Source organism: Trinickia acidisoli (genome assembly GCF_017315725.1).
Lineage (GTDB): Bacteria > Pseudomonadota > Gammaproteobacteria > Burkholderiales > Burkholderiaceae > Trinickia > Trinickia acidisoli.
Map to the genome: position 1 here is coordinate 1,595,141 of NZ_JAFLRG010000002.1, position 21,653 is coordinate 1,616,793.

The 21,653-nt window shown below is 58.9% G+C and carries 16 protein-coding genes and 1 pseudogene; 9 read left to right on the forward strand and 8 right to left on the reverse strand.

What is annotated here, in order from left to right:
• Positions 1-77 precede the first annotated feature (77 nt).
• Both acnD and prpF read left to right on the forward strand, forming a co-directional pair.
• On the forward strand, positions 78-2,672 hold the full coding sequence (gene acnD, locus J3485_RS25435) for a Fe/S-dependent 2-methylisocitrate dehydratase AcnD (protein WP_206957082.1): 2,595 nt from the start codon (positions 78-80) through the stop codon (positions 2,670-2,672).
• 34 nt (positions 2,673-2,706) lie between these two features.
• Complete coding sequence (prpF, locus tag J3485_RS25440; RefSeq protein WP_206957083.1) at positions 2,707-3,888, forward strand: 2-methylaconitate cis-trans isomerase PrpF; 1,182 nt, start codon at positions 2,707-2,709, stop codon at positions 3,886-3,888.
• A 79-nt stretch (positions 3,889-3,967) separates the two neighbouring features.
• Here the strand turns inward: prpF and J3485_RS25445 are convergent, their stop codons facing one another.
• Positions 3,968-5,275 (reverse strand): MFS transporter, encoded by a 1,308-nt coding sequence (locus J3485_RS25445; protein WP_206957084.1) that lies wholly within the window; start codon positions 5,273-5,275, stop codon positions 3,968-3,970.
• A 75-nt stretch (positions 5,276-5,350) separates the two neighbouring features.
• A complete protein-coding gene (locus J3485_RS25450; protein WP_206957085.1) occupies positions 5,351-6,433 on the reverse strand; it encodes a tartrate dehydrogenase in 1,083 nt (360 codons plus the stop codon).
• A gap of 115 nt (positions 6,434-6,548) precedes the next feature.
• Here J3485_RS25450 and J3485_RS25455 point away from each other — a divergent pair, with 115 nt between their 5' ends.
• Positions 6,549-7,469 carry a LysR family transcriptional regulator gene (locus J3485_RS25455; RefSeq protein WP_206957086.1) on the forward strand — a complete coding sequence of 307 codons (921 nt, stop codon included), beginning with the start codon at positions 6,549-6,551 and terminating at the stop codon, positions 7,467-7,469.
• A 58-nt stretch (positions 7,470-7,527) separates the two neighbouring features.
• Here the strand turns inward: J3485_RS25455 and ydiJ are convergent, their stop codons facing one another.
• A complete protein-coding gene (ydiJ, locus tag J3485_RS25460; RefSeq protein WP_206957087.1) occupies positions 7,528-10,653 on the reverse strand; it encodes a D-2-hydroxyglutarate dehydrogenase YdiJ in 3,126 nt (1,041 codons plus the stop codon).
• 404 nt (positions 10,654-11,057) lie between these two features.
• Here ydiJ and J3485_RS25465 point away from each other — a divergent pair, with 404 nt between their 5' ends.
• Positions 11,058-12,008 (forward strand): LysR substrate-binding domain-containing protein, encoded by a 951-nt coding sequence (locus tag J3485_RS25465; RefSeq protein WP_206957088.1) that lies wholly within the window; start codon positions 11,058-11,060, stop codon positions 12,006-12,008.
• Positions 12,009-12,117: 109 nt separating this feature from the next.
• Entirely contained in the window at positions 12,118-12,279 is a 162-nt protein-coding gene (locus tag J3485_RS25470) for a hypothetical protein (protein WP_206957089.1), read from the forward strand.
• Between the two features lie 57 nt (positions 12,280-12,336).
• Here the strand turns inward: J3485_RS25470 and J3485_RS25475 are convergent, their stop codons facing one another.
• The 3 genes from J3485_RS25475 to J3485_RS25485 form a co-directional block, all read right to left on the reverse strand.
• Positions 12,337-13,566: an acyltransferase family protein gene (locus J3485_RS25475; protein ID WP_309477099.1), complete on the reverse strand. Its 1,230-nt coding sequence runs from the start codon at positions 13,564-13,566 to the stop codon at positions 12,337-12,339.
• An 89-nt stretch (positions 13,567-13,655) separates the two neighbouring features.
• Positions 13,656-15,203 carry a glycosyltransferase gene (locus tag J3485_RS25480; RefSeq protein ID WP_242538926.1) on the reverse strand — a complete coding sequence of 516 codons (1,548 nt, stop codon included), beginning with the start codon at positions 15,201-15,203 and terminating at the stop codon, positions 13,656-13,658.
• Between the two features lie 516 nt (positions 15,204-15,719).
• Positions 15,720-16,766 (reverse strand): NAD-dependent epimerase/dehydratase family protein, encoded by a 1,047-nt coding sequence (locus J3485_RS25485; protein ID WP_206957092.1) that lies wholly within the window; start codon positions 16,764-16,766, stop codon positions 15,720-15,722.
• A gap of 199 nt (positions 16,767-16,965) precedes the next feature.
• On the opposite strand from J3485_RS25485, the gene J3485_RS25490 reads away from it, so the two are divergent.
• The 3 genes and pseudogenes from J3485_RS25490 to J3485_RS29135 all read left to right on the forward strand — a co-directional run bounded on the left by J3485_RS25490 (position 16,966) and on the right by J3485_RS29135 (position 18,823).
• Positions 16,966-18,216 carry an integrase catalytic domain-containing protein gene (locus tag J3485_RS25490; protein ID WP_206950637.1) on the forward strand — a complete coding sequence of 417 codons (1,251 nt, stop codon included), beginning with the start codon at positions 16,966-16,968 and terminating at the stop codon, positions 18,214-18,216.
• A gap of 151 nt (positions 18,217-18,367) precedes the next feature.
• Positions 18,368-18,613 (forward strand): annotated as a pseudogene (locus tag J3485_RS29130) (IS3 family transposase); the annotation flags it as partial.
• A gap of 39 nt (positions 18,614-18,652) precedes the next feature.
• On the forward strand, positions 18,653-18,823 hold the full coding sequence (locus tag J3485_RS29135; RefSeq protein ID WP_242539077.1) for a DinB family protein: 171 nt from the start codon (positions 18,653-18,655) through the stop codon (positions 18,821-18,823).
• Between the two features lie 66 nt (positions 18,824-18,889).
• Here the strand turns inward: J3485_RS29135 and J3485_RS25500 are convergent, their stop codons facing one another.
• On the reverse strand, positions 18,890-19,294 hold the full coding sequence (locus J3485_RS25500) for a nuclear transport factor 2 family protein (RefSeq protein ID WP_242539078.1): 405 nt from the start codon (positions 19,292-19,294) through the stop codon (positions 18,890-18,892).
• Positions 19,295-19,369: 75 nt separating this feature from the next.
• Here J3485_RS25500 and J3485_RS25505 point away from each other — a divergent pair, with 75 nt between their 5' ends.
• Entirely contained in the window at positions 19,370-20,167 is a 798-nt protein-coding gene (locus J3485_RS25505; RefSeq protein ID WP_206957095.1) for a LysR family transcriptional regulator, read from the forward strand.
• Here J3485_RS25505 and J3485_RS25510 read toward each other — a convergent pair.
• Positions 20,115-21,596: an IS5 family transposase gene (locus tag J3485_RS25510; RefSeq protein ID WP_242538851.1), complete on the reverse strand. Its 1,482-nt coding sequence runs from the start codon at positions 21,594-21,596 to the stop codon at positions 20,115-20,117. The two genes, J3485_RS25505 and J3485_RS25510, sit on opposite strands and share 53 nt — an antisense overlap.
• Between the last annotated feature and the right edge of the window lie 57 nt (positions 21,597-21,653).

Here is a 21,653-nt window from a genome sequence, read left to right on the forward strand (position 1 = left end):
TTCCTAAATAAGCTTGACCCCGCCCGTGCCCTGCAACTCGGCGCGGCCGATTTTTACTCGATTCCGCTCGATGCCCCATGAACACTGAATACCGTAAAGCTTTGCCCGGCACCGGGCTCGACTATTTCGACGCGCGCGCAGCCGTCGAGGCGATCGAAAAGGGCGCATACGACACGCTCCCCTACACGTCGCGCGTGCATGCGGAAAACCTCGTGCGCCGCTGCGATCCCTCGCTCCTGACCGATGCGCTCAAGCAACTGATCGAGCGCAAGCGCGACCTCGATTTCCCGTGGTTCCCGGCACGGGTCGTGTGTCACGACATCCTCGGCCAAACGGCCTTCGTCGATCTCGCAGGGCTGCGCGACGCCATCGCCGCGCGCGGCGGCGACCCGTCGCTCGTCAATCCCGTCGTGCCGACGCAGCTCGTCGTCGATCACTCGCTCGCCGTCGAATGCGGCGGGTACGACAAAGATGCGTTTGCGAAGAATCGCGCGATCGAGGATCGCCGCAATGAAGATCGCTTCCATTTCATCGACTGGACGAAGAAAGCGTTCAAGAACGTCGACGTTATCCCTCCGGGCAACGGTATCCTCCATCAGATCAACCTCGAGCGCATGAGCCCCGTCGTGCAGGTGCGCGACGGCGTCGCGTTTCCCGATACGCTCGTCGGCACCGATTCGCACACGCCGATGGTCGATGCGCTCGGCGTCATCGCCGTCGGCGTCGGAGGCCTCGAAGCCGAAAGCGTCATGCTCGGCCGTGCATCGTGGATGCGCCTGCCCGACATCGTCGGCGTCGAACTGACGGGCGAGCGCCAGCCCGGCATCACGGCCACCGACATCGTGCTCGCGCTAACGGAATTCCTGCGCAAAGAGAAGGTCGTCTCGGCCTACCTCGAGTTCTACGGCGAAGGCACGTCGCGCCTGACGCTCGGCGACCGCGCGACGATCGCGAACATGGCGCCGGAATTCGGCGCCACGGCGGCGATGTTCTACATCGACGAACAAACGATGCGCTACCTGAAGCTCACGGGCCGCGACGATGCGCTCGTCAAGCTCGTCGAAACGTATGCCAAGGAAGCAGGACTCTGGGCCGATACGCTCTCGCACGCGCAATACGAGCGCGTGTTGCGCTTCGATCTGTCGAGCGTCACGCGTAATATCGCGGGCCCGTCGAACCCGCACCGCCGCGTGCCGACAACCGAACTCGCGGCGCGCGGCATCAGCGGCACGGTCGAGAACGAACCGGGCAAGATGCCCGACGGCGCCGTCATCATCGCGGCCATCACGAGTTGCACGAATACGAACAACCCGCGCAACATGATCGCGGCGGGCTTGGTCGCACGGAATGCCAATCGCTTAGGACTCCTGCGCAAGCCGTGGGTCAAAACCTCGCTCGCCCCCGGATCGAAGGCCGTCACGCTCTACCTCGAAGAAGCGGGCCTCATGCGCGAACTCGAGCAACTCGGCTTCGGTGTCGTCGCTTATGCTTGCACGTCGTGCAATGGAATGTCGGGCGCACTCGACCCCGTGATTCAAAAGGAAGTCCTCGACCGCGATCTCTACGCCACCGCTGTGCTCTCGGGCAATCGCAACTTCGACGGACGCATCCATCCTTATGCGAAGCAAGCGTTCCTTGCCTCGCCGCCGCTCGTCGTTGCCTATGCGATCGCGGGCACGATCCGTTTCGACATCGAGAAAGACGTCCTCGGCGTCGATGCGAACGGAAATGCGATCACGCTGAAGGACGTGTGGCCTTCCGACGAAGAGATCGACGCCGTCGTCGCATCGAGCGTCAAGCCCGAACAGTTCCGGCGCGTGTACGAACCGATGTTCGCCATTGCCGCGCAACAGAGCGAAAGCGCCGATCCGCTCTACGATTGGCGGCCGCAAAGCACCTATATCCGCCGCCCGCCGTATTGGGAAGGCGCGCTCGCGGGCAAACGCACGCTCAAGGGCATGCGGGCGCTGGCCGTGCTCGGCGACAACATCACGACCGATCACATTTCGCCGTCGAACGCGATCATGCGCACGAGCGCGGCAGGCGAGTACCTCGAAAAAATGGGCCTGCCCGAAGAAGACTTCAACTCGTACGCAACGCACCGCGGCGACCACCTGACGGCCCAGCGTGCGACGTTCGCCAACCCAACGTTGAAGAACGAGATGGCGATCGAGAACGGCCAGATGAAGGCGGGCTCGCTCGCCCGCGTCGAGCCCGAAGGCAAGGTCACGCGTATGTGGGAAGCGATCGAAACGTACATGGAGCGCAAGCAGCCGCTCATCATCGTCGCCGGCGCCGATTACGGGCAGGGCTCGTCGCGCGACTGGGCGGCCAAGGGCGTACGCCTGGCCGGCGTCGAATCGATCGTGGCCGAGGGCTTCGAACGTATCCACCGCACGAACCTCGTCGGCATGGGCGTGCTGCCGCTCGAGTTCAAGCCCGGCACGAATCGCACGACGCTCGGCATCGACGGCACCGAAACGTTCGACGTGATCGGCAAGCCCACGCCGCGTGCGGACCTCGCGCTCGTGATCGAACGCAAGAACGGCGAGCGCGTTACCGTGCCCGTCACGTGCCGGCTCGATACGGCCGAGGAAGTCTCGATCTACGAGGCAGGCGGCGTATTGCAGCGCTTCGCACAGGACTTTCTCGAATCGGCCACGACGGCCTAAGGGCCTAAAGCCTAAAAGTAAGGACAACTAACGAATGACGCACCTACCGCAAATCAAAGTGCCGGCCGTGTACATGCGCGGCGGCACCAGCAAGGGCGTGTTTTTCCGCCTGCAAGACTTGCCCGAGGCCGCGCAGGTTCCGGGCGCGGCGCGCGACGCACTGCTCATGCGCGTGATCGGCAGCCCCGATCCGTACGGCAAGCAGATCGACGGCATGGGCGGCGCCACGTCGAGCACGAGCAAGACCGTGATCCTCTCGAAGAGCACGCGGCCCGATCACGACGTCGACTACCTCTTCGGGCAAGTGGCGATCGACAAGGCATTCGTCGATTGGAGCGGCAATTGCGGCAACCTGTCGGCGGCGGTTGGCCCGGTCGCGATCTCGAACGGGCTCGTCGATCCCGCCCGCATCCCGCGCGACGGAATCGCTACCGTACGGATTTGGCAGGCCAACATCGGCAAGACAATCGTGGCGCACGTGCCGATGACGAACGGCGCCGTGCAAGAGACGGGCGACTTCGAACTCGACGGCGTCACGTTTCCGGCCGCCGAAGTTGCACTCGAGTTCATGGACCCGGCAGCCGACGAAGACGGCGCCGGCGGCGCGATGTTTCCGACTGGCCGCGTCGTCGACGATCTCGACGTACCCGGCGTCGGCGCGTTGAAGGCAACGATGATCAACGCCGGCATTCCGACGATTTTCATCGAGGCCGAAGCGATCGGCTACAAAGGTACCGAACTGCAAGACGCCATCAATAGCGACGACAAAGCGCTCGCGATGTTCGAGACGATACGCGCGCACGGCGCGTTGCGCATGGGCCTCATCGAACGCATCGAAGACATCGCGAAGCGGCAGCATACGCCAAAGGTCGCCTTCGTCGCAAAGCCGGCCGATTACGTCGCATCGAGCGGCAAGACTGTGCGCGCGGCCGACGCCGACCTGCTCGTGCGTGCGATGTCGATGGGCAAATTGCATCACGCGATGATGGGAACGGCCGCCGTCGCAATCGGCACCGCAGCGGCAATCCCGGGCACGCTCGTCAATCTCGCCGCCGGCGGCGGCGAGCGCGAGGCCGTGCGCTTCGGCCATCCGTCCGGCACGCTACGCGTCGGCGCGCAAGCCGCGTTCGTGGGCGGCGAATGGGTCGTCAAGAAAGCGTTGATGAGCCGCAGCGCGCGCGTATTGATGGAAGGTTGGGTGCGCGTGCCCGGATAACCATCGTTAGTAATGCTAACGATTGAAGGACGATGCCGCCCTGAATGCGATCGGCATCGTCGAACGCTCGATCAATGGCTCAATGATCGTGCTCGACGCCCGCCAACGCGGGCCGACCTGACTTCGCGCTCAACAACAGCGTGACGATCGCCGATACGGCCAGCGTGGCGCCGACGAAGTACAAGCCCGCGGCATAGCTGCCCGTTCGATGTTTCAGCCAACCGATCACGAACGGCCCCACGAATCCGCCGAGGTTGCCGATCGAATTGATCATCGCAATGCCGGCCGCCGCGCCGGCACCGGAAAGAAACTTGCTCGGCATCGCCCAAAGCGGCGCCTTTGCCGCGCTGATGCCTACGTTGACGACGACAAGCGCGAGCACGATCAACAACGCCGTGTCGGCCTGCCCGGCGAATATGAAACCAACGCATGCGAGCACGCACGGGAGCACGACGTGCCAAGTGCGCTCCTTCGTTCGATCCGAGTGCCGAGCCCAAAGTATCATCGTCACCACCGCGGCAACGCTTGGAACGGCATTGAGCAGGCCCGTCTCCATTGCGGTAAAGCCGTACTGGCGGATGATCAGCGGCGCCCACAGCCCAAGCGTATAAAGTCCAGCCGACGTGCCGAAATAAATCAGCGCAAGCGCCAGCACGCGTGGGTCGCGCAGGGCCTTCAATGCGCCGGCCGTATGACCCGCATGGGTCTCACGCTCTCTCGATTCCTCCTTCATCTTTGCGACGAGCCAATCGCGCTCATCCGCGCGCAGCCATTCTGCTTTCGATGGCGTATCCGAGAGGAATCGGAGCACGACGAAGCCTAGCGCAATCGCCGGAACCGCTTCGATGACATACAGCCATTGCCAATTGGCCAGCCCGAACATCGACGGCATCTGCATGATCGCGCCGGAAATCGGCGAGCCGATCACCGTGGAGAGCGGCGCCGCGGCCATGAACCAAGCGGCCGCCGCGGCACGCTGTTTCGTCGGAAACCAAAGGCTCAAATAGAGAATGATGCCGGGGAAGAATCCAGCCTCCGCCACGCCCAACAGGAAACGCAAGACATAAAAGCTGGTGGGGCCGGCCGTGAAAGCGGAAGCCGCCGATACGATGCCCCAGGTGATCATGACGCGCGCGATCCAAATACGCGCCCCCACGCGGTGAAGAATCAAATTCGACGGCACTTCGAACAGAAAGTAGCCGACGAAGAATAAACCTCCACCCAAGCCGAACGCGGTCGACGACAGGCCGATGGCCTTGTTCATCGCCATCGCCGCGAAGCCTACGTTGACGCGATCCAAAAAGCTCACGAAGTACAGCACCATGACGAACGGAATGATGCGCCACGCAAGCCTGCGCGTTACCCGCGATTCGACGTCTGAATGCATTGTGTCTCCTCCTTCGAGGTTGGGCGGCGCTCTGTTTGCATCGGCGCCGCTCGTATAGCGTTACGGCGATATCGCCTAGGCGGTCACGGCTTCTTTCTCCAAGAACGCGCAAACGGCGGCCGTCACCTGCGCGGTGGTCGCCTTGCCGCCGAGATCGCCGGTGTGCAATGTCGGATTCGCGGTCACGTTCTCGATGGCGCGCATTACATGCCCGGCAGCGTTCGCTTCGCCCAAGTGCTCGAGCAGCATCACGACCGACCAGAACGTGCCGATCGGATTAGCGAGCCCCTTGCCCATGATGTCGAACGCCGAACCGTGAATCGGTTCGAACATCGACGGATAACGGCGTTCAGGATCGATGTTGCCGGTGGGCGCAATGCCGAGACTGCCGGCCAGTGCGGCTGCGAGATCGCTAAGGATGTCGGCGTGCAGATTCGTCGCGACGATCGTGTCGAGCGTGGCCGGACGATTGACCATGCGCGCCGTGGCCGCATCGACGAGTTCTTTGTCCCATTGGACGTCGGGAAACTCCTGCGAGATCTGCTGAGCGATCTCGTCCCACATCACCATTGCATGGCGCTGCGCATTGCTCTTGGTGATCACAGTCAGCAACTTGCGCGGACGCGACTGCGCCAGGCGGAAAGCGAAACGCATGATGCGCTCGACGCCGGCACGCGTGAGGATCGACACGTCGGTCGCCGCCTCGAGCGGATGGCCTTGATGCACACGACCGCCCACGCCCGAATATTCGCCCTCGGAATTCTCGCGGACGATGACCCAGTTCAAATCCTCGGGCTTGCAGCGTTTGAGCGGTGCGTCGATGCCGGGCAGAATCCGCGTCGGCCGCACGTTGGCGTATTGATCGAGGCCTTGGCAAATCTTCAGACGCAAGCCCCAGAGCGTGACGTGATCGGGAACGTCGGGGTCCCCCGCCGAGCCGAAGAGAATCGCGTCTTTGTCGCGCAGTTGATCAAGGCCGCCCTCGGGCATCATCACGCCGTGCGCCCGATAGTAGTCGGCGCCCCAATCGAAATTCTCGAACTCGAAAGCAAAACGTGCGGTCGTCTTGGCAAGTGCGTCGAGTACCGCCTTCCCCGCCGGAACGACTTCCTTGCCGATGCCGTCGCCAGGAATGGTTGCAATGCGATAGGTCTTCATGTCTCCGTCCGCGCAGTGAGTCAACGAGTGAGTGTGGATGCACTCTACTCAATTGGAAGTTGAAAAAACGGTGCTAGACTCAAAACGCCTTTAACTTATATTCACAAATCGAACCGTGATGGACGCCGTTCAACCTGCCGATTTGGGCTTCTTCTCGACGCTGGCCGCGTCCGGCAGCTTGAGCGCGGCGGCACGCGAGCTGGGCTTGACGCCGGCGGCCGTCAGCAAGCGGCTTGCGCAGATGGAACAGCGCGCGGGGGTGCCGTTGATCAACCGCACGACGCGCCGGATGATGTTGACGCCCGAAGGCGAGGTGTATTTGGAGCATGCTCGCCGTATCCTCGACGAGATCGACGAACTGGGTGAGTTGCTCGGCGGCTCCAAAAAGAATCCGACGGGGCTGTTGCGCGTCAATGCGACTTTAGGTTTCGGACGCAGCCACATCGGGCCGGTGATTTCGCGATTCGTCGCGCGATATCCGCAGGTATCCGTGCAACTTCAACTTTCTGTCGCGCCACCCCCGCTCTCCGACGATACGTTCGATGTTTGCGTTCGCTTCGGCGAGCCGCCCGATAGTCGAGTCATTGCACGACGCCTCGCGCCGAATCGGCGACTGCTGTGCGCGGCACCCACTTATATCGCCCGGCGCGGCATGCCGGCCACGCCGCATGATTTGGCAAAACACAACTGCATCAGCATTCGCCAAGGAGACGAACCGTACGGCGTATGGCGACTCTCGAATCCACGCGGCCCCTCTCGTCAAACCGAAGCCGTTCGCATCAATGGAAATCTGACGACCAACGATGGAGAAATTGCCGTGAAGTGGGCTCTCGATGGGCACGGCATCTTGATGCGCGCCGAATGGGACATCAAGGAATACCTTGCCGACGGTCGCCTGGTTGCCGTTCTGCCCGATTACGAAACGCCGGGCGCGGATATCTATGCCGTCTATGCTCAGCGGCATCAATTGTCCACGCGAATTCGCGCGTTCGTCGATTTTCTTGCGCTGCAGCTTAGCGGGGCGCGAAGCGGCTAATGCTCGTCGATCGGCTGCCCGAACCTAATGAGGTTGCCTTCGGGTTCGCCCACTTTTGCTAGCCACCGTTTTGATCGCCGCGATAAACATCGAGCAATGCTTCGATGGGATGCCGCAGCCGACGGCCCCGCAAGCGATCCACCTGGCATCGACACGAGTAGCCAGTCGCTAACAACTCAGGTTGCTCGGTCGCGACCGGCTGCGAGCCATCCAACGATAACCATGCATCGACGTGTCGTGCCCAAGACTGCTCGAAAATCGTCTGCGACGTCTCGACATTGCGTGCTTCATGCCCATACGTCCCCGACATTCCGCAGCACCCGCTTGCGGGTATCGCTACCGACAGCTCTGCTCGAGCGAATAGATCTTGCCAAAGTACGGCTGCGTCCGGCGCGTTCGTGCGCTCCGTGCAATGCGGCAGCAGGCGATAGGTCGTCGACGTATTGCCGTCCTGGCTCGCATTGATTGCACCGCGATCGCTTCCGGGCACTGCTTCCCGAAGCGCCTCGTTCAGCCATTCTTGCGGCAGCAAAACGCTTGGGCACGCATCGACGCCAACCACCTTTCGATATTCCTGCCGGTAGACAAGCGTCATCGCGGGGTCCATGCCGACCAGCGGCACGTCGAAGTGAGCCAGCTTAGCGAGTTGAGCGGCATTTCGCTGCGCAGCGCGCTCGAACGCACGCAGAAATCCCTGAACGTGCAACGGCTTACCGTTGGGCGCATAGGGTGCAAGGAACACGCGGTAACCAAGCCGCACCGCGAGTTCAACGAATGCAGCCGCGACGTTCGTTTCGAAGAAGCGTGTGAACGCATCTTGCACGAAGATGACGCTGTGCTTTCGCTGCGCGTCATCGAGCTTAGCTAGGCGCTCGACGGTAGCCGGCTCGACCGCCCATCGCTGTTCTACATCGCGCCAAGATGTCGAGTTCAGTAATGGACTGTCGACGATACCGGCCATACGCCGCAACGCCGCCTTGACCGGACGGGCACTCATCACCGCATTGTAGATGCGACGCGCACCGGGAATTGCAGCGACGTAAGGCACGCTGTATTCGAGCGAGCCGATCAAATAATCACGCGGCGAACGGGCATAACGCGTGTGATAGTGCGCGAGAAAACGTGCACGAAAATCGGGGACGTTGACCTTCACCGGACATTGAGCCGCGCACGATTTGCAGGCAAGACAGCCGGCCATTGCATCGTAAACCTGGTGCGAGAAATCTCTCTCTCCGCGCTGCTTGCGCCATGTATTGACGATTCGCATCGGCCATGCTGCCCGCGTCGGCTCCGCAGTCAAATCGACTCCCGCCTCGCCTTGCAACCTCAACCACTCGCGCATCAGCGACGCGCGCCCCTTCGGCGAATGAATACGTTGCCGCGTTGCCTTCCACGATGGACACATAGCGTCGTCGGGATCGAAGTTGTAGCAGGCGCCGTTGCCGTTGCAATGCACCGCATCGCCGTTGCGTTGCCAGACACGCTCATCGATACGCCTATCCGCTTCGCCGCGCATCGGCACGGCATCGATTCGCAGCAAAGAGGCGACGCTATCGGGTGGCGTCGCGATCTTGCCGGGATTGAGTTGATTGTGCGGATCGAACGCAGCCTTGAGTTGTTGCAAGGCAGGATACAAGGGGCCGAAATATTCGGGCACGTATTCGGAACGGACGCCCTTTCCATGTTCGCCCCATAGTAGGCCGCCATATTTGAGCGTCAGCGCTGTCACCGCATCGGAAATCGGCCGGATCAGCGCGGCCTGATTCGGATCGCGCATATCCAATGCAGGCCGGACATGCAGCACACCGGCATCGACATGTCCAAACATCCCGTACCGCAGGCCCATACCATCGAGTAACGCGCGGAATTCGGCGATGTAACCGGGAAGGTTCTCGGGCGGCACGACCGTGTCTTCGACGAACGGCTGCGGACGGCTTGCACCGCGCGCATTGCCGAGCAGACCGACCGCGCGCTTGCGCATGGCGTAGATGCAATTGACGGCGGCTTCGCCATCGGCAATCGTGACGGCTACCCGGCTAACGGTGGTATCCGTTTTGAGGCGCTCGACGAAGGCGGTGATGCGAGCGTGCACTTCGGCCGCGCTGTCGCCGCCGAATTCCACGAGATTGATGCCTCCCGCTTCATTCTCGGCACCATCGACATCGCTGACATCAGGCAAGTATTCGGCGACGCTTCGCCACACGATGTCTTGCCGTGCCAGCGTCAATACGGTCGAATCGACCGTTTCGATCGACAGCGGGCGATGCGCCATGAGCGGCTGCGCATCGCGCAATGCATCCATGAAGCTCGCGTAGCGAATATTGACGAGTGCCGTGTGCGCAGGAATCGGCAACACGTTCAGCGTCGCCTCGACCACGAACCCGAGCGTGCCTTCCGAGCCGCACAGCACGCTGTTGATGTCGAAGCGGCCATTCTCATCGCGCAGATGGGCCAGATCGTAGCCCGTCAGACAACGATTCAATCGTGGAAATCGCTCGCGGATCAAATCGGCATGACGCTCGCTGATATCGCGCGCAACGCGGTAAATACGTCCGACGCTATCGTTTCGACCGCACAGGACATTCAGCGATGTTTCGTCCACGGGAACGCTGGACAAGCGCTCCCCGCCGATCAAAAACGATGCGAGCGCCTTTACGTGGTCGCGTGTTTTGCCATAGGTGCAACTGCCTTGGCCGCTTGCGTCGGTGCTGACCATGCCGCCGATCGTGGCGCGGTTCGACGTGGATAGTTCGGGGGCAAAGAACAAGCCGTGAGGCTTCAGCGCCGCGTTGAGTTGATCCTTCACGACGCCCGCCTCGACACGAACCGTTTGCGTTTTTGGATCGATGGCCAGGATGCGGTTCATGTGGCGGGAGAGGTCGACGACGATGCCGTCCGTCAGCGATTGCCCGTTTGTTCCCGTGCCGCCGCCGCGGGGGGCAACGGTGATCTGGCGAAATTGCGGGTGGCCGAGTAAGACGGCGATACGCCGCACGTCTTGTGCGTGGCGGGGAAATAGCGCGGCTTTGGGGTACCGCTGGTAGATCGAGTTGTCGGTTGAAAGGACGGCGCGCAGGGCTTGAGTGTGGTCGATGTCGCCTTCGAAGCCGGATTCCTTCATAGTTTGAAGGAATCTCGCGTGGAGATCGCCGAGGGAGTCGTCGGGAGAAAGACGTGAGATCATCGGTGGCGCGTGGGTGTGATGCACGGGATTTATCTGAAAACACGGCGAAAGGCCTTTCGCCTCGGCGTCTTGCAGGTTTCAACCTGCGATTGTCCTCGGCCATCACGCCCAATACAAATGGAAGTTTTACGTACACTTCATGAACTTTATGAATGAATGTTGGATGGCGCATCGAATCGCCCCACCAAGCGCGCTGTGCGGACTCGCTCAAGCGTTTGCGGGCGCAGCGCTATGTCGTTGAAAGTGGTCGGGTAAACATTCGCTCAACTCCTGCAGTATGACCTTCACATGCTTGGCATGCATAAAGCTGGGCCAGATGTATCTCAACACCCTATACGCGATGACGTATCGTCATTTCGCGCTCAGACGAGCAGTATGCGTTGCAAGCATCATGAGGTTTACGAATGAACTACCGCAAGCTCACCCCGTCGATGTCGCTCCTACTGGCGTTCGAGGCATCCGCGCGTCATCAAAGCTTCACGCGTGCGGCTGAGGAGTTGTCGCTGACGCAAAGCGCGGTCAGTCGCCAAGTACAAACGCTGGAAGCCATGCTCGGGGTCGCGTTGTTCCTTCGCGAGGGCAAGCGGATCACTCCCACCGACGCCGGTCGCGCTTACATGGCGGAGATTGGTGCCGCATTGACGCTAATCCGCAACGCAACGTTGCAAGCGCTGTCTTCCGAGGCATTCGGCGAGCGCCTGCGCGTCGCAACGCTCCCCACCTTCGGTGCCAAGTGGCTTTTGCCGAAACTTCATCGCCTCTATCGCGCGCATCCGGATTTGCAAATCGATCTTCACTCGCGAATCGAAGAGATCGATTTCGCGACGCAGTCACTCGACGCGGCAATCACCGTCGGAGACGGACACTGGCCCAACGTAGTCGCACATCGGCTATACGCGGAAGAATTGGTGTTGATTGCCAGTCCGGAAACGTTAACTACCACAGGGCAGCGCCGCCGCGGCCGCCAGCCCTCAACGCGATCACGCAATCAAGCCGCCCGCCCGACGGTCGCCATGCTCGAAGGACTCACGCTGCTGCGAGTAAATAGCTTCCCTGACGCGTGGCGAGAATGGTGCGCCCATTTCGACCTGCCGCATCACGCACTGCGGTTCGGCCCGAGCTTCGAACTGACTTCACACTTGATTCAGGCCGTCATTGCTGGAATCGGCATCGGGCTCGTACCGCGGATGCTCGTCGAAGACGAGCTGGGAGACGGGCGGCTCTGCAGCCCGTTCGCCCCTGTGCCGAGCTCACGTTCCTACTACTTCATCTATCCTGAGAGAGTCGGACAGCATCCGGCACTCGTGGCGTTTCGCGACTGGCTGCTGCGCGAGCAGGCCGCTCCGCCGCGATAAGGGGCGTTCGACGCATCGATAAAGCGCTCCGAAACGTGGAGAATAGACCTGCAGCGATGCATGGAATCCCCTATTGATACATCGGATGGTGATTGAAATGACAAGGAACATGTCCGTCGTGCTTTACGTCGCGTTGCTGGTCGTCGTTGTGGTTAGCGTGGATCTGCTTTTCTTTAGGTATCGATTCTGGGAGCGGCTGATGGCGAACGTCGGCATCGTGTTGGTGTTTGCAGCCTTCTATCTGCGATTCTTGAAGGACGTCCTGCGATGACGCAACTCGTTCGATCACCTCGGCGACCGCGTCACCGAGGCTATGTAGGGGCACACGTTATTTCGAGCGCTTCGGCAGATCAAAAACCCGCAACCAGTTGTTAAGGAAAACCGAAGCCGAGGCAGGGAATATCTGCATGGAGCGCAAGCGCAGGAACGGCTTTTCGATCAACAAGTAAGTGAAGGCAGAAAGCGCGGTTGTTATAACAAGCACGAAAAGGAGTCGCAAACCAAACGCCGCCCGAGTAGTTGAAACCGGGAAATGGATGTCATTAGCCCAAAAAAGTATAAGCAGGTGCCAAACATATATTCCGAAGGTAACGACTCCAAATATCTCGAGACATCGCTTAGGATTTTCTTTTAGCGCCCGCAAGCTGAGCGGGATTCGGCGCTGCGCATCGCCAGCCTCGAAGCAGAATAGCATGGCGCAAATTCCGATGGCGACTATTGATTGCAGACAGCAATAGAACAGCGGACCGAAGAAATGCTGTCCGAGTAGATACCCTCGATAGCCAACGTAGGCGGAGAAGATGTAACTAATGACAAATACACCACACCCCATAGCTTTAGATGGATGCCAGCTACGGCTCGATGAATTCCATTTCAGAATGAATACGTTCAATAGGAAGCCAAATACAAAAGCGTCTAAATTGCCGCTGAGTGGAATATAGATTCGGAGCAGCCATTCGACGGGCCACCCGGCCGCATGGTAATAGTGCAAATAAACCCAGACCCGATATGCAAACTCAACACTCACTACCGCCAACGCAAGGACGCAAGCAGCCCTACTCGTTCGAGCAAATCGCCGAACGAATAGAAAAATAAAAGGCGCTAGTAAATAAAATCTGAATTCGGTCGAAATCGTCCAAAGCACGGAGTCCGGAAAGCTTGCTTTCCCATAAAAACTTAAAAACAACAACTGCGTTATCGCTTCAACGCCCTCCTCGTTCAAGGGATAGCTTTTATGAAAAATAGCACATGTTACAACGATACTGACAATATATAATGGATATATTCTAAGAAATCTATCCCAATAGAATTTAATGATCCCAGTCAAATTACCTTGATAGCGATTTGTAAAGAACCCCTTCCCCATCAGGTAACCTGAAAGCACGAAAAAAATCCACACTCCAGTAGTGCCGACGACCGTGATGGCCCACGTATAGTCATGACCGAACACACTCAGGAGATCCGAATGAGGGAATTCGCCCGTGACATGAGATAGCACCACCAGGAGGCACGCGATTGCCCGCAGCACGAGCAGAAAGTCAAGCCGGTTATCACGCACCAATTTGGTCCTCAATTTGATAGATTCGTAACTGCAACAATCCGAAGCGGCAAGATAGCGTTCAAATGCTAATCGAATTGGTTATTGCGTCAATCGCTACTTAGACGGGCAACCCATTTACGGAGAATGCGGCCCCCCGCTGCGGTCAATCTGTGAACTGGATAGATGAAAATGCGTGCAATCATCCGAATCGGCATCGTATACTGCAGAGATAGCTGTACCATTCGGGCATACTCGGATGTCGCAAAACGACCAATTTCCACTAAGTCGTGACCGATTTTTATTATTTGCGCATCGGCTCGCTTATTCGAACAATCGATATTTCGCGGCTCAGTCTTTAAATGCGCCTGCAAGCGTTCGAGTAAGTCCTCGAGATTTTCACTTACCCAGACGTAGGGCTGATTTTCTCGAATATCGATATATTGCAGCGCCGACTGCACGCCCCCTTCGATCTCGGGATCGATTGCGACCCATCCGAGCGGCATGCTGAAAATCTCAAAGCCCAAGCGCTGTCCGCGCCAATGATTGCGGAATGGATCGTCGCTGTGCTGTGCAAGGGTTTGCTCGTACTCTTCGCAGAGTGCGCTCAACTCCTTGCGCGAACGTTTCCCGAACGCGATCTCGTTCAGTTTTTCGATCGGCTCGAACAGGTCGTAGGTAAATCCATCGCATGACACTAGAAAATCCCGAGCACGTTTCAGTGTTTCAGGATCGATCCGTTGCCGAGTTTCGCCACTAGTGATGGATGTGAGCACCTGAGTGTATATCCGATGGACACACTCATTCAATAATCGGAATCTCGTACCATCCCTCCGACCTTCCATGATCTTTGCGACCGAGGATGCTTGAATCGCACCCTTGTTCACCAAATATTCCAGTTGCGTTGCAACGCCCAGGCCCCAAAAATAGTCGTCTCCAACTCCAAGACGCTCTGCCAATTTCTTGAAATGTTGCACTTGCTTCGGAAGCGCGGAATTCCGATAGAAGACGAGCGGAAGGTTCACAATCCGGCAGCGCCGCTTTGAGAAGCAAATGAGCAACCAAACCACATGAGAATAAATCGGCGCAATCGCCTGCGCTTCCCAAGCTACGTCAACGTCGACGTGATCGCGCTTGAGGACGACGTTCGAAATGCCTGCCAACATAAATACAAAGCCGGCTGTCTGGATCAACGCGTCTCCCTGCATATCCAAATGCAAGGAATGCATTGGCGACATGCGTGACGACAGTAGCCCGCCTTCATCGTTGATCATTGCGGAGTTGAACACGAAGAAGTCCGCAACATCTTTGCGGATCATGTCGATCAGAGCCAATGCAGAGTCGACGATAGGAAGTTCATCGTCTCCATGAAACCAAATGTATTCACCGGTGCAATACTCGACCGATGCAAACATATTTTTTTCCGCATTATCAAGAAACACTGTGCGATTAATCAATCTAATTCGATCATCAACCAGTGGTGAGATCATCTCCTCCGTTCCGTCGGTGGAGCAATTATTCACCACCACTACATTGACGTCATTAGTGCGCACCAATAAATTTTGCTTTAGAAAAAGCAAAAGAGAATGCACCCGCTTCCCTCGATTATAGGTAGGGATACATATCGTCAAAGCAGGCCGCGCGATATCAATCGACATATCGAAATATATGAAAATTCTACCGGTTATTTATCTTACAACGCCCTATCCGCTCGATCAGCAATTGCCGCAGATCACCATGATCGCCGAACACTATGACGCTGCAGTGCCCACCGTCAGACAATCATAAGCCGTCGCCATGCGCTACCGTGAAGTATTTTGCGCCACGCTCAGTGTGGCCTTCATGTGCTGGCAGGCATCGATGAATTCCTGCGCATCGTACCCGTTGTCTACACCCAGGGCAATTTCCGCTGCGGAACTCTCTGCCGCCTGCCTTGATTCATCGATACCATGATCCTATCCGCTTCATGCTCGGCGCGCGCCCGTCAGCAAGTACGAGTACGCGCACATTGATAGCCCAGGCCGTGCCGACCATCGGTCAGCGCCGTGGCCCATGTACCGCAGTTCGTTGACCGTGTTGCCTGCACGATAGCAACGTGCAGGGGATCGGTCTCGGGTTGATGCTTAGTGCACCTCGGCAAACGGTCGATCCATCTTCATGAATTCAGCTCCCAGCTACGGTAGAGAGTTGAAACTTTCTATTGTTCGCTTGAATCCATCGCGAATCGATATGTTCGGTTGCCATCCAAGAGATTCCAGCTTTTCAGTAGACAGGAGAATGCTTTTCTGGAATGAATGAGATGACTGCCCAAGCACCTCAACGCGGATTTCGCGTTTCGGAAAAATATCTCGAAGGATCAAAGCCAGCTCTAGCATTGAGCATTCGTTATATACATTGACCAGATTGTAAGCCTCGCCTTTTTCACCGCACAGCAAAATGGTAAAGAGCCCTGTTATTGCGTCACTGATATAGCAAAAAGGTCGCACTGCCGCGCCGGCTGATTTAATTACGAGCGGTTCATTGCGGAGGATACGAAACACAAAATCGGCGAAAACACGCTCATCGGTTTCCTCCAATCCAGGGCCATAGGTGTGTCCAAGCCTAGCAATGGTTGTCGGCAATTCGTGCTGTTCCGACCAGGATCGGCAAAGGAATTCTCCCATGCGTTTCCCCTCCGCGTAGGACATGATCGGATTGAGATGGTTGTACGACGCCGCAACGTCCTCTCGCACACGCTGCCCTTCAGGTAGATCCGGCTGCCCGTATACAGCACCGCTGCTGACAAAGAGAAAGCCTTCGGCAGCGGACCGCTTCGCCATCTCAAGCAATGACTGAGTGCCGAATACGTTTGGACCGATCGTACCGAGAGGATCGTCGCGATGCATTGACGTGCGCGATGGGCTCGCCAAATGTATGACGAAGTCTGCCGCAATGCCGGGCGGCATAGTCGTCGAAAGAGAAAGCTCGGCAATTGCAAGATGGGCATGCTCACCCAATTTCCGTTGCAAAGTTGCCTTATCACGTCCAGATGCGATGACGTTGACTGAATTTTCGAATCGCTTGTTGAGCGCTAACAACGTCCATACAACGTAACTACCCACCAGTCCACTAGCGCCCGTCACGAGTATCGTCTTACCCTGAAAACGCTCCCAGGGTAAATTCGCACCAACAATAGTCTCAAGATCGTTCGAGACAATTGGGTGTGTAGCTTGATGTCGCATGATTTGGGAAATTGGCTCCGTCTAGATACGGAGGCGTTCTCGAGATTCAATTATATTTGCCGGCACCGCCAGTTTAGCATGCACCGTTGTCGAATGACACGCTCAGCCTTGTCCAATGGCAAAGGAGTCTGGGCGGGGCGGTGTGATTCCAACGGCAAAGGAGTCTGAGCGGGGAGTTTTAGGGGTCGATCATTGCGCGATGGTGATCGACATGAATACGACAAGGCTGGAGACGATCGGGCAAGTCCGGGAGTTCCTGGCGGGGGTCTGCGACGTTGAGCTGCACGTCGTTCAGGACGAGGCTGAGCGACGACGGTTCGTTGAGCGCACGCTGCGTTGGTTCGGCTATTTTCGGCGGTCTCGCGGTGAGCGCGGGCTGCTGTTCGCCTATGTGCAGCGGGTCTCGGGCTACTCACGTGCCCACGTCATTCGACTCATTGCGCAGTACCGCGAGAGCGGCACGCTCGAGCAGCGTGAACGCGGCACGCGCACCCAATTCCCACGTCGCTACACGGACGAGGATGTCGCCTTGCTGGTCGAACTGGACAGCCTGCACGACACGCTCTCGGGGGCGGCCACGCGGGCGCTGGCGCGGCGGGCCTGCCAGGTGTATGGCGATGCGCGCTACGAACGCTTGTCGCACATTTCCGTGTCGCACCTATACAACTTGCGCGCGGGCCAGGCGTACCGCCAGCGGCGCCTCACATGGACGAAGACGCGGCCCAGCCCGGTGCAGATCGCCGTGAGGAAGGCGCCGGCGCCTGAAGGCCTGCCCGGTTATATCCGTATCGATACGGTCCATCAAGGCGATCAGGACGGCGTCAAGGGCGTCTATCACGTCAACGCGGTGGACATCGTCACGCAATGGGAGGTCGTGGCCGCTGTCGAGCGCATCAGCGAGGCGTACCTGCTGCCGGTCATCGCGCTGATGCTCCAGAGTTTTCCGTTCGTGGTGCGCGGCTTTCACTCTGACGGTGGTAGCGAGTACATCAACCGCGACGTGGCTGGCCTGCTCGAGAAGTTGCGCATCGAGTTCACCCGCTCACGCCCGCGCCAGACCAACGACAACGCACTGGCCGAGTGCAAGAACGGCGCGGTCGTTCGCAAGCTCATCGGCTATGGGCACATCCCGCAGAGGCATGCCGCGGCGATCAACCGCTTCCACGAACAGGCGCTCAATCCGTACCTGAACTTCCACCGGCCCTGTTACTTCGCCGTGGACACGGTGGATGCACGTGGGCGCATCCGCAAGAGCTACCCGAGCGAGCGGATCATGACGCCGTGGGACCGGCTGCGCTCGATCCCGGATTTCGAGCAGTACCTCAAGCCCGGCGTCACCGCCCAGACCCTTAGCGACACTGCCATGGCCATGACCGACTCCCAGGCCGCCCAGCAGCTTCAGGACATGCGCCGCAACCTGTTCGCCTCGTTTCGTCGCAAACGAGCCTGAGCCGCTGCCGGTGGCTACGGCATAATCCGGGGGCGGGAGTTGCCCACCGCCGTGCCGGCCGTGGACAACTTCCGCTTTCCGATAGAGACACAGCGACCCCTGAACCCCACACCACCTACAGGTTCAGACTCATCTCAGGATTGGAAAATACTCGCTCAAGGCAAATGGCATGCGCTCATCGATGATCCGGCGTGGTGACTGCCGGTACAATGCCCCCGCGGGGAGTCTACGGAGGGCGCTGAGGCTCGCTGAAGGGGGCCAGGGGCACGGTCGACACTTCGCAATGCGATGTGCCGCGATCGATGAAATCGTCGACTGCCATGGCTTTTACAACGCATGTCGGTCGCAATCGACGTGGAACTATGCCAATCCTATGACGTTCGAGAAGAACTGGGCCGACCCTTCAACAAAGCCAAGCGGCTTGACAGCTTCGGCTATGAGATTCCTGAAACAGGGGTCGAGTCAGATCACATCGCGCTCGGAAATCCTCGCATATGTCGTCAATCACACCAGCTTTCATCGAGGTTTCATCGCTGACATCCTCCGCCGGATGTCCGTGTCGGTTCCCGCAACCGACCTAGCGACTTATATCCGAGATCGGAAATGAACGGTGCAAGTCAAGTTCCAGTCGCCGGCACGCTCTTCCTGCAGCAGATGGTGAAAACGTCGACCGCTACCGGTATTTGTCGCCCACCGTACTGCGGATGGGGTGAGTGTCATAGACGATGATCATCCGCTCTATCAGTCCGCTTTCGTCGAACTCGAATACGTCAATGCACTCGAAGCGCACGGCCGCACCATCCTTCAACCCCCAATCGTAAATAAAGTAACCCGTCGCACGTGGCACGCCCGTCGCACTGACGCAAATGTCGATCGGCGTGATCTTACTTTCACCCGACGCCGCAGCAACTTTCTCAAAGAATGACGCCGGCTTCATCCAACCGAGAAAGGGCGAGAAGATTTGTGCGTCCGGTTTGAATTGTGCGCAGATCGCCGGAACGTCGCCGCGTTCGAGCGCTGCGAGGTAGGTACGAATCTGCCGCGTGTATAGTGCTTCCAGCGAAGTGGCCACTCTCATCCTCCGATCATTCGTCGTCGACACCACCTGTCCCAACGAGCAGGCATTCGACACCGGCACGATAGCGATGCACCGATGACCGAACAATCGAAAAATTCGCAACCCGGGTATGTGCAGCATGCATACCCACTTGCCGACCTCACGCGTCCCCTGCCTCCACTGGCAGCGTTTCAATCGTTCGTCGCGGCAGCACACCTCGGCAGTATCAGCAAGGCCGCCAATCATCTATATCGCACGCAAGGCGCGGTTAGCCGCCAGATCCAGCAATTGGAAGCGCACTATCGATGCGCGCTGTTCCTGCGTCACGCATCAGGGCTGACGCTGACGACGGACGGACACGCGCTGCTGGACGTGGCAGTGGACGTACTCACACGATTGGTTGCGCACGCGAACGTTCAAGCGGGAACGAAGCCGATCCTCACGCTCCGGTTACCGTCGACATTCGCGGTTCGATGGTTATTTCCGCGACTTCCGGAAATCAATCGCGCATTGGAAGGGATTGAGTTGCGCATTTCGACCTCCGCCGACGACACGCCGGAGTTCACGACATCCGAAGTCGATGCGATCGTCGTGCGCGGGACAGGACTGTGGGCCGGCCTAGAAGCTGTTCCGCTGTTTGCGGAAACGCTCACGCCGATGTGCACGCCCGATCAGGCGGCAGCGCTGAGATCGACGACCGATCTCGCTCGCGCAACATTGCTTCATCCTGGGCCGAGTCATGACGAATGGCGATGTTGGCTCGACAGCGTTGCGGCGATGGGGGTCGATTCCGGTAGTGGACTGGTTCTGGATACACTCGAACTAGTCGGCCCTGCAAAATTCAGTGCGCCCAGCGATGGGATGTTTGGCGCCAGCGCTCGGCCCACAGCGTGAAGGATTTGTGGGAGCCGCGTGATTGGCGTTTCGTGAACTTCTCGGTGCCGAGCAAAGCGGCGAGCGCATAAAAGGCCTTCAGGCCCAAACGAGCAATGGCTCGCAGCAACCAACGCAGGTTGTAGCCGGCCGCGCACAGCACGGCATGCACGGCGTCGCCCGTTTGCCCCTTGAGCCAGCAGCGGCGCATGCCGTGATCGTGCTTCACGTGCCCGATGATCGGTTCGATGGCCTGCCTGCGTTTTAACCAGCGCCGTTGCCTGTTCGAAAGCGTCTTGCTCTTGCCGCGATGGACCAGTTGCACCGGTGCAATGTCGGCGTCCACGCCGCGATAGCCCAGATCGGTCAGCACCGTCTTCACGCGCGGTGTACCTTGCGCCTCTTGCAGCAGGATCGAAGTCTGTTCCAATTGTTCGGCCAGCACGTGCCCGTCATACGGATTGCCCGGGAACGCCCGCGCGCCGACGATCAAGCCATGCCGCTCGGTGATCGCCAAGCTGACCTTGATGCCGAACTCATACGGCTGTCGTGCTTTGCCTTTGCCAATGCACTCTGCTTCCGGCGCGTGCAAGGCGTACAGCTTGTTCTTATCCTTTGGGCGTTGACGGCAGATTCGCCACGCCCGCTCCAGCCAAACCCGCAATGACGTTTGTCGTTCGTGCGAGAGTTCGGACATCTTGCGTTCGATGTCGCGTAACACGCGGCCCAGCACGGTACGCTGGCGTTTGAGCACTCGACGAAGGCGCTTGAACTGCTTGGCATGTGCGTAGCCGCCAGCGCGCCGGCGCAGCCGCTTGCCTTCACGCTGATACGTTTGCTTGAGCACCAAACCCGCGCGCTGCGCCAGGCACACCAGTTTGATCCGAGCCACCTCGAGCAACCGGCTGTCGGTCGGATAGGCGATCGCCTTCTCTTGAACCGTGCTGTCGACGATCACCCGCTCGAATTCGGCCGGGGTGATCGCCTTCATTTGCGTCGCCGCGGCAATCGTCGTCGCCAGCAACTCCTCGACACCGGCCTCGCCCAAGGCTTGCCGAAAGCGAACGAGGTTGGTCGGATCGCAGGGCATGCGCGCTTGAAAGTACTCCTCGCCGCAGAAGAATTGGAAGTACACGTCTTGCGCCCAGCGCTCGCACACCGAGTCGTCGCTCTCGTTGTACGCATGCTTCAGGTACAGCAGCCCCGCCATCAAGCGAATCGGCAATCGAGGGCGGCCTGCCGCGCTCGGGCCGCTGCCAGCCAGTACCGCCGTCGCGCCGAACAGATCCGAGCCTTCCAGGACACGACCTTCACGAGCACGGCGCTCAAACATAGGCGCGAGCGCCGCTTCTATGGATGCCCACGGCATGCGCGTGGCCAACACCGCCAGGGGGTGACGAAGGTCGATCATCGTGTCCAGTCGGCTGCGGAAAAAGTCGGGCGTGCTCATCGGCGTAGCTCGCAAACTCCCAGAAAACCAATCAGATCAAAATCGATTCTGGGAGTT

Bases quoted from the DNA above. Each gene is read 5' to 3' on its own strand.
- acnD (WP_206957082.1), top strand. From the start codon at position 78: ATGAACACTGAATACCGTAAAGCTTTGCCCGGCACCGGGCTCGACTAT.
- prpF (WP_206957083.1), top strand. From the start codon at position 2,707: ATGACGCACCTACCGCAAATCAAAGTGCCGGCCGTGTACATGCGCGGC.
- J3485_RS25445 (WP_206957084.1), bottom strand. From the start codon at position 5,275: ATGCATTCAGACGTCGAATCGCGGGTAACGCGCAGGCTTGCGTGGCGC.
- J3485_RS25450 (WP_206957085.1), bottom strand. From the start codon at position 6,433: ATGAAGACCTATCGCATTGCAACCATTCCTGGCGACGGCATCGGCAAG.
- ydiJ (WP_206957087.1), bottom strand. From the start codon at position 10,653: ATGATCTCACGTCTTTCTCCCGACGACTCCCTCGGCGATCTCCACGCG.
- J3485_RS25465 (WP_206957088.1), top strand. From the start codon at position 11,058: ATGAACTACCGCAAGCTCACCCCGTCGATGTCGCTCCTACTGGCGTTC.
- J3485_RS25470 (WP_206957089.1), top strand. From the start codon at position 12,118: ATGTCCGTCGTGCTTTACGTCGCGTTGCTGGTCGTCGTTGTGGTTAGC.
- J3485_RS25480 (WP_242538926.1), bottom strand. From the start codon at position 15,203: ATGTCGATTGATATCGCGCGGCCTGCTTTGACGATATGTATCCCTACC.
- J3485_RS25485 (WP_206957092.1), bottom strand. From the start codon at position 16,766: ATGCGACATCAAGCTACACACCCAATTGTCTCGAACGATCTTGAGACT.
- J3485_RS25490 (WP_206950637.1), top strand. From the start codon at position 16,966: ATGGTGATCGACATGAATACGACAAGGCTGGAGACGATCGGGCAAGTC.
- J3485_RS29135 (WP_242539077.1), top strand. From the start codon at position 18,653: ATGAGATTCCTGAAACAGGGGTCGAGTCAGATCACATCGCGCTCGGAA.
- J3485_RS25500 (WP_242539078.1), bottom strand. From the start codon at position 19,294: ATGAGAGTGGCCACTTCGCTGGAAGCACTATACACGCGGCAGATTCGT.
- J3485_RS25505 (WP_206957095.1), top strand. From the start codon at position 19,370: ATGACCGAACAATCGAAAAATTCGCAACCCGGGTATGTGCAGCATGCA.
- J3485_RS25510 (WP_242538851.1), bottom strand. From the start codon at position 21,596: ATGAGCACGCCCGACTTTTTCCGCAGCCGACTGGACACGATGATCGAC.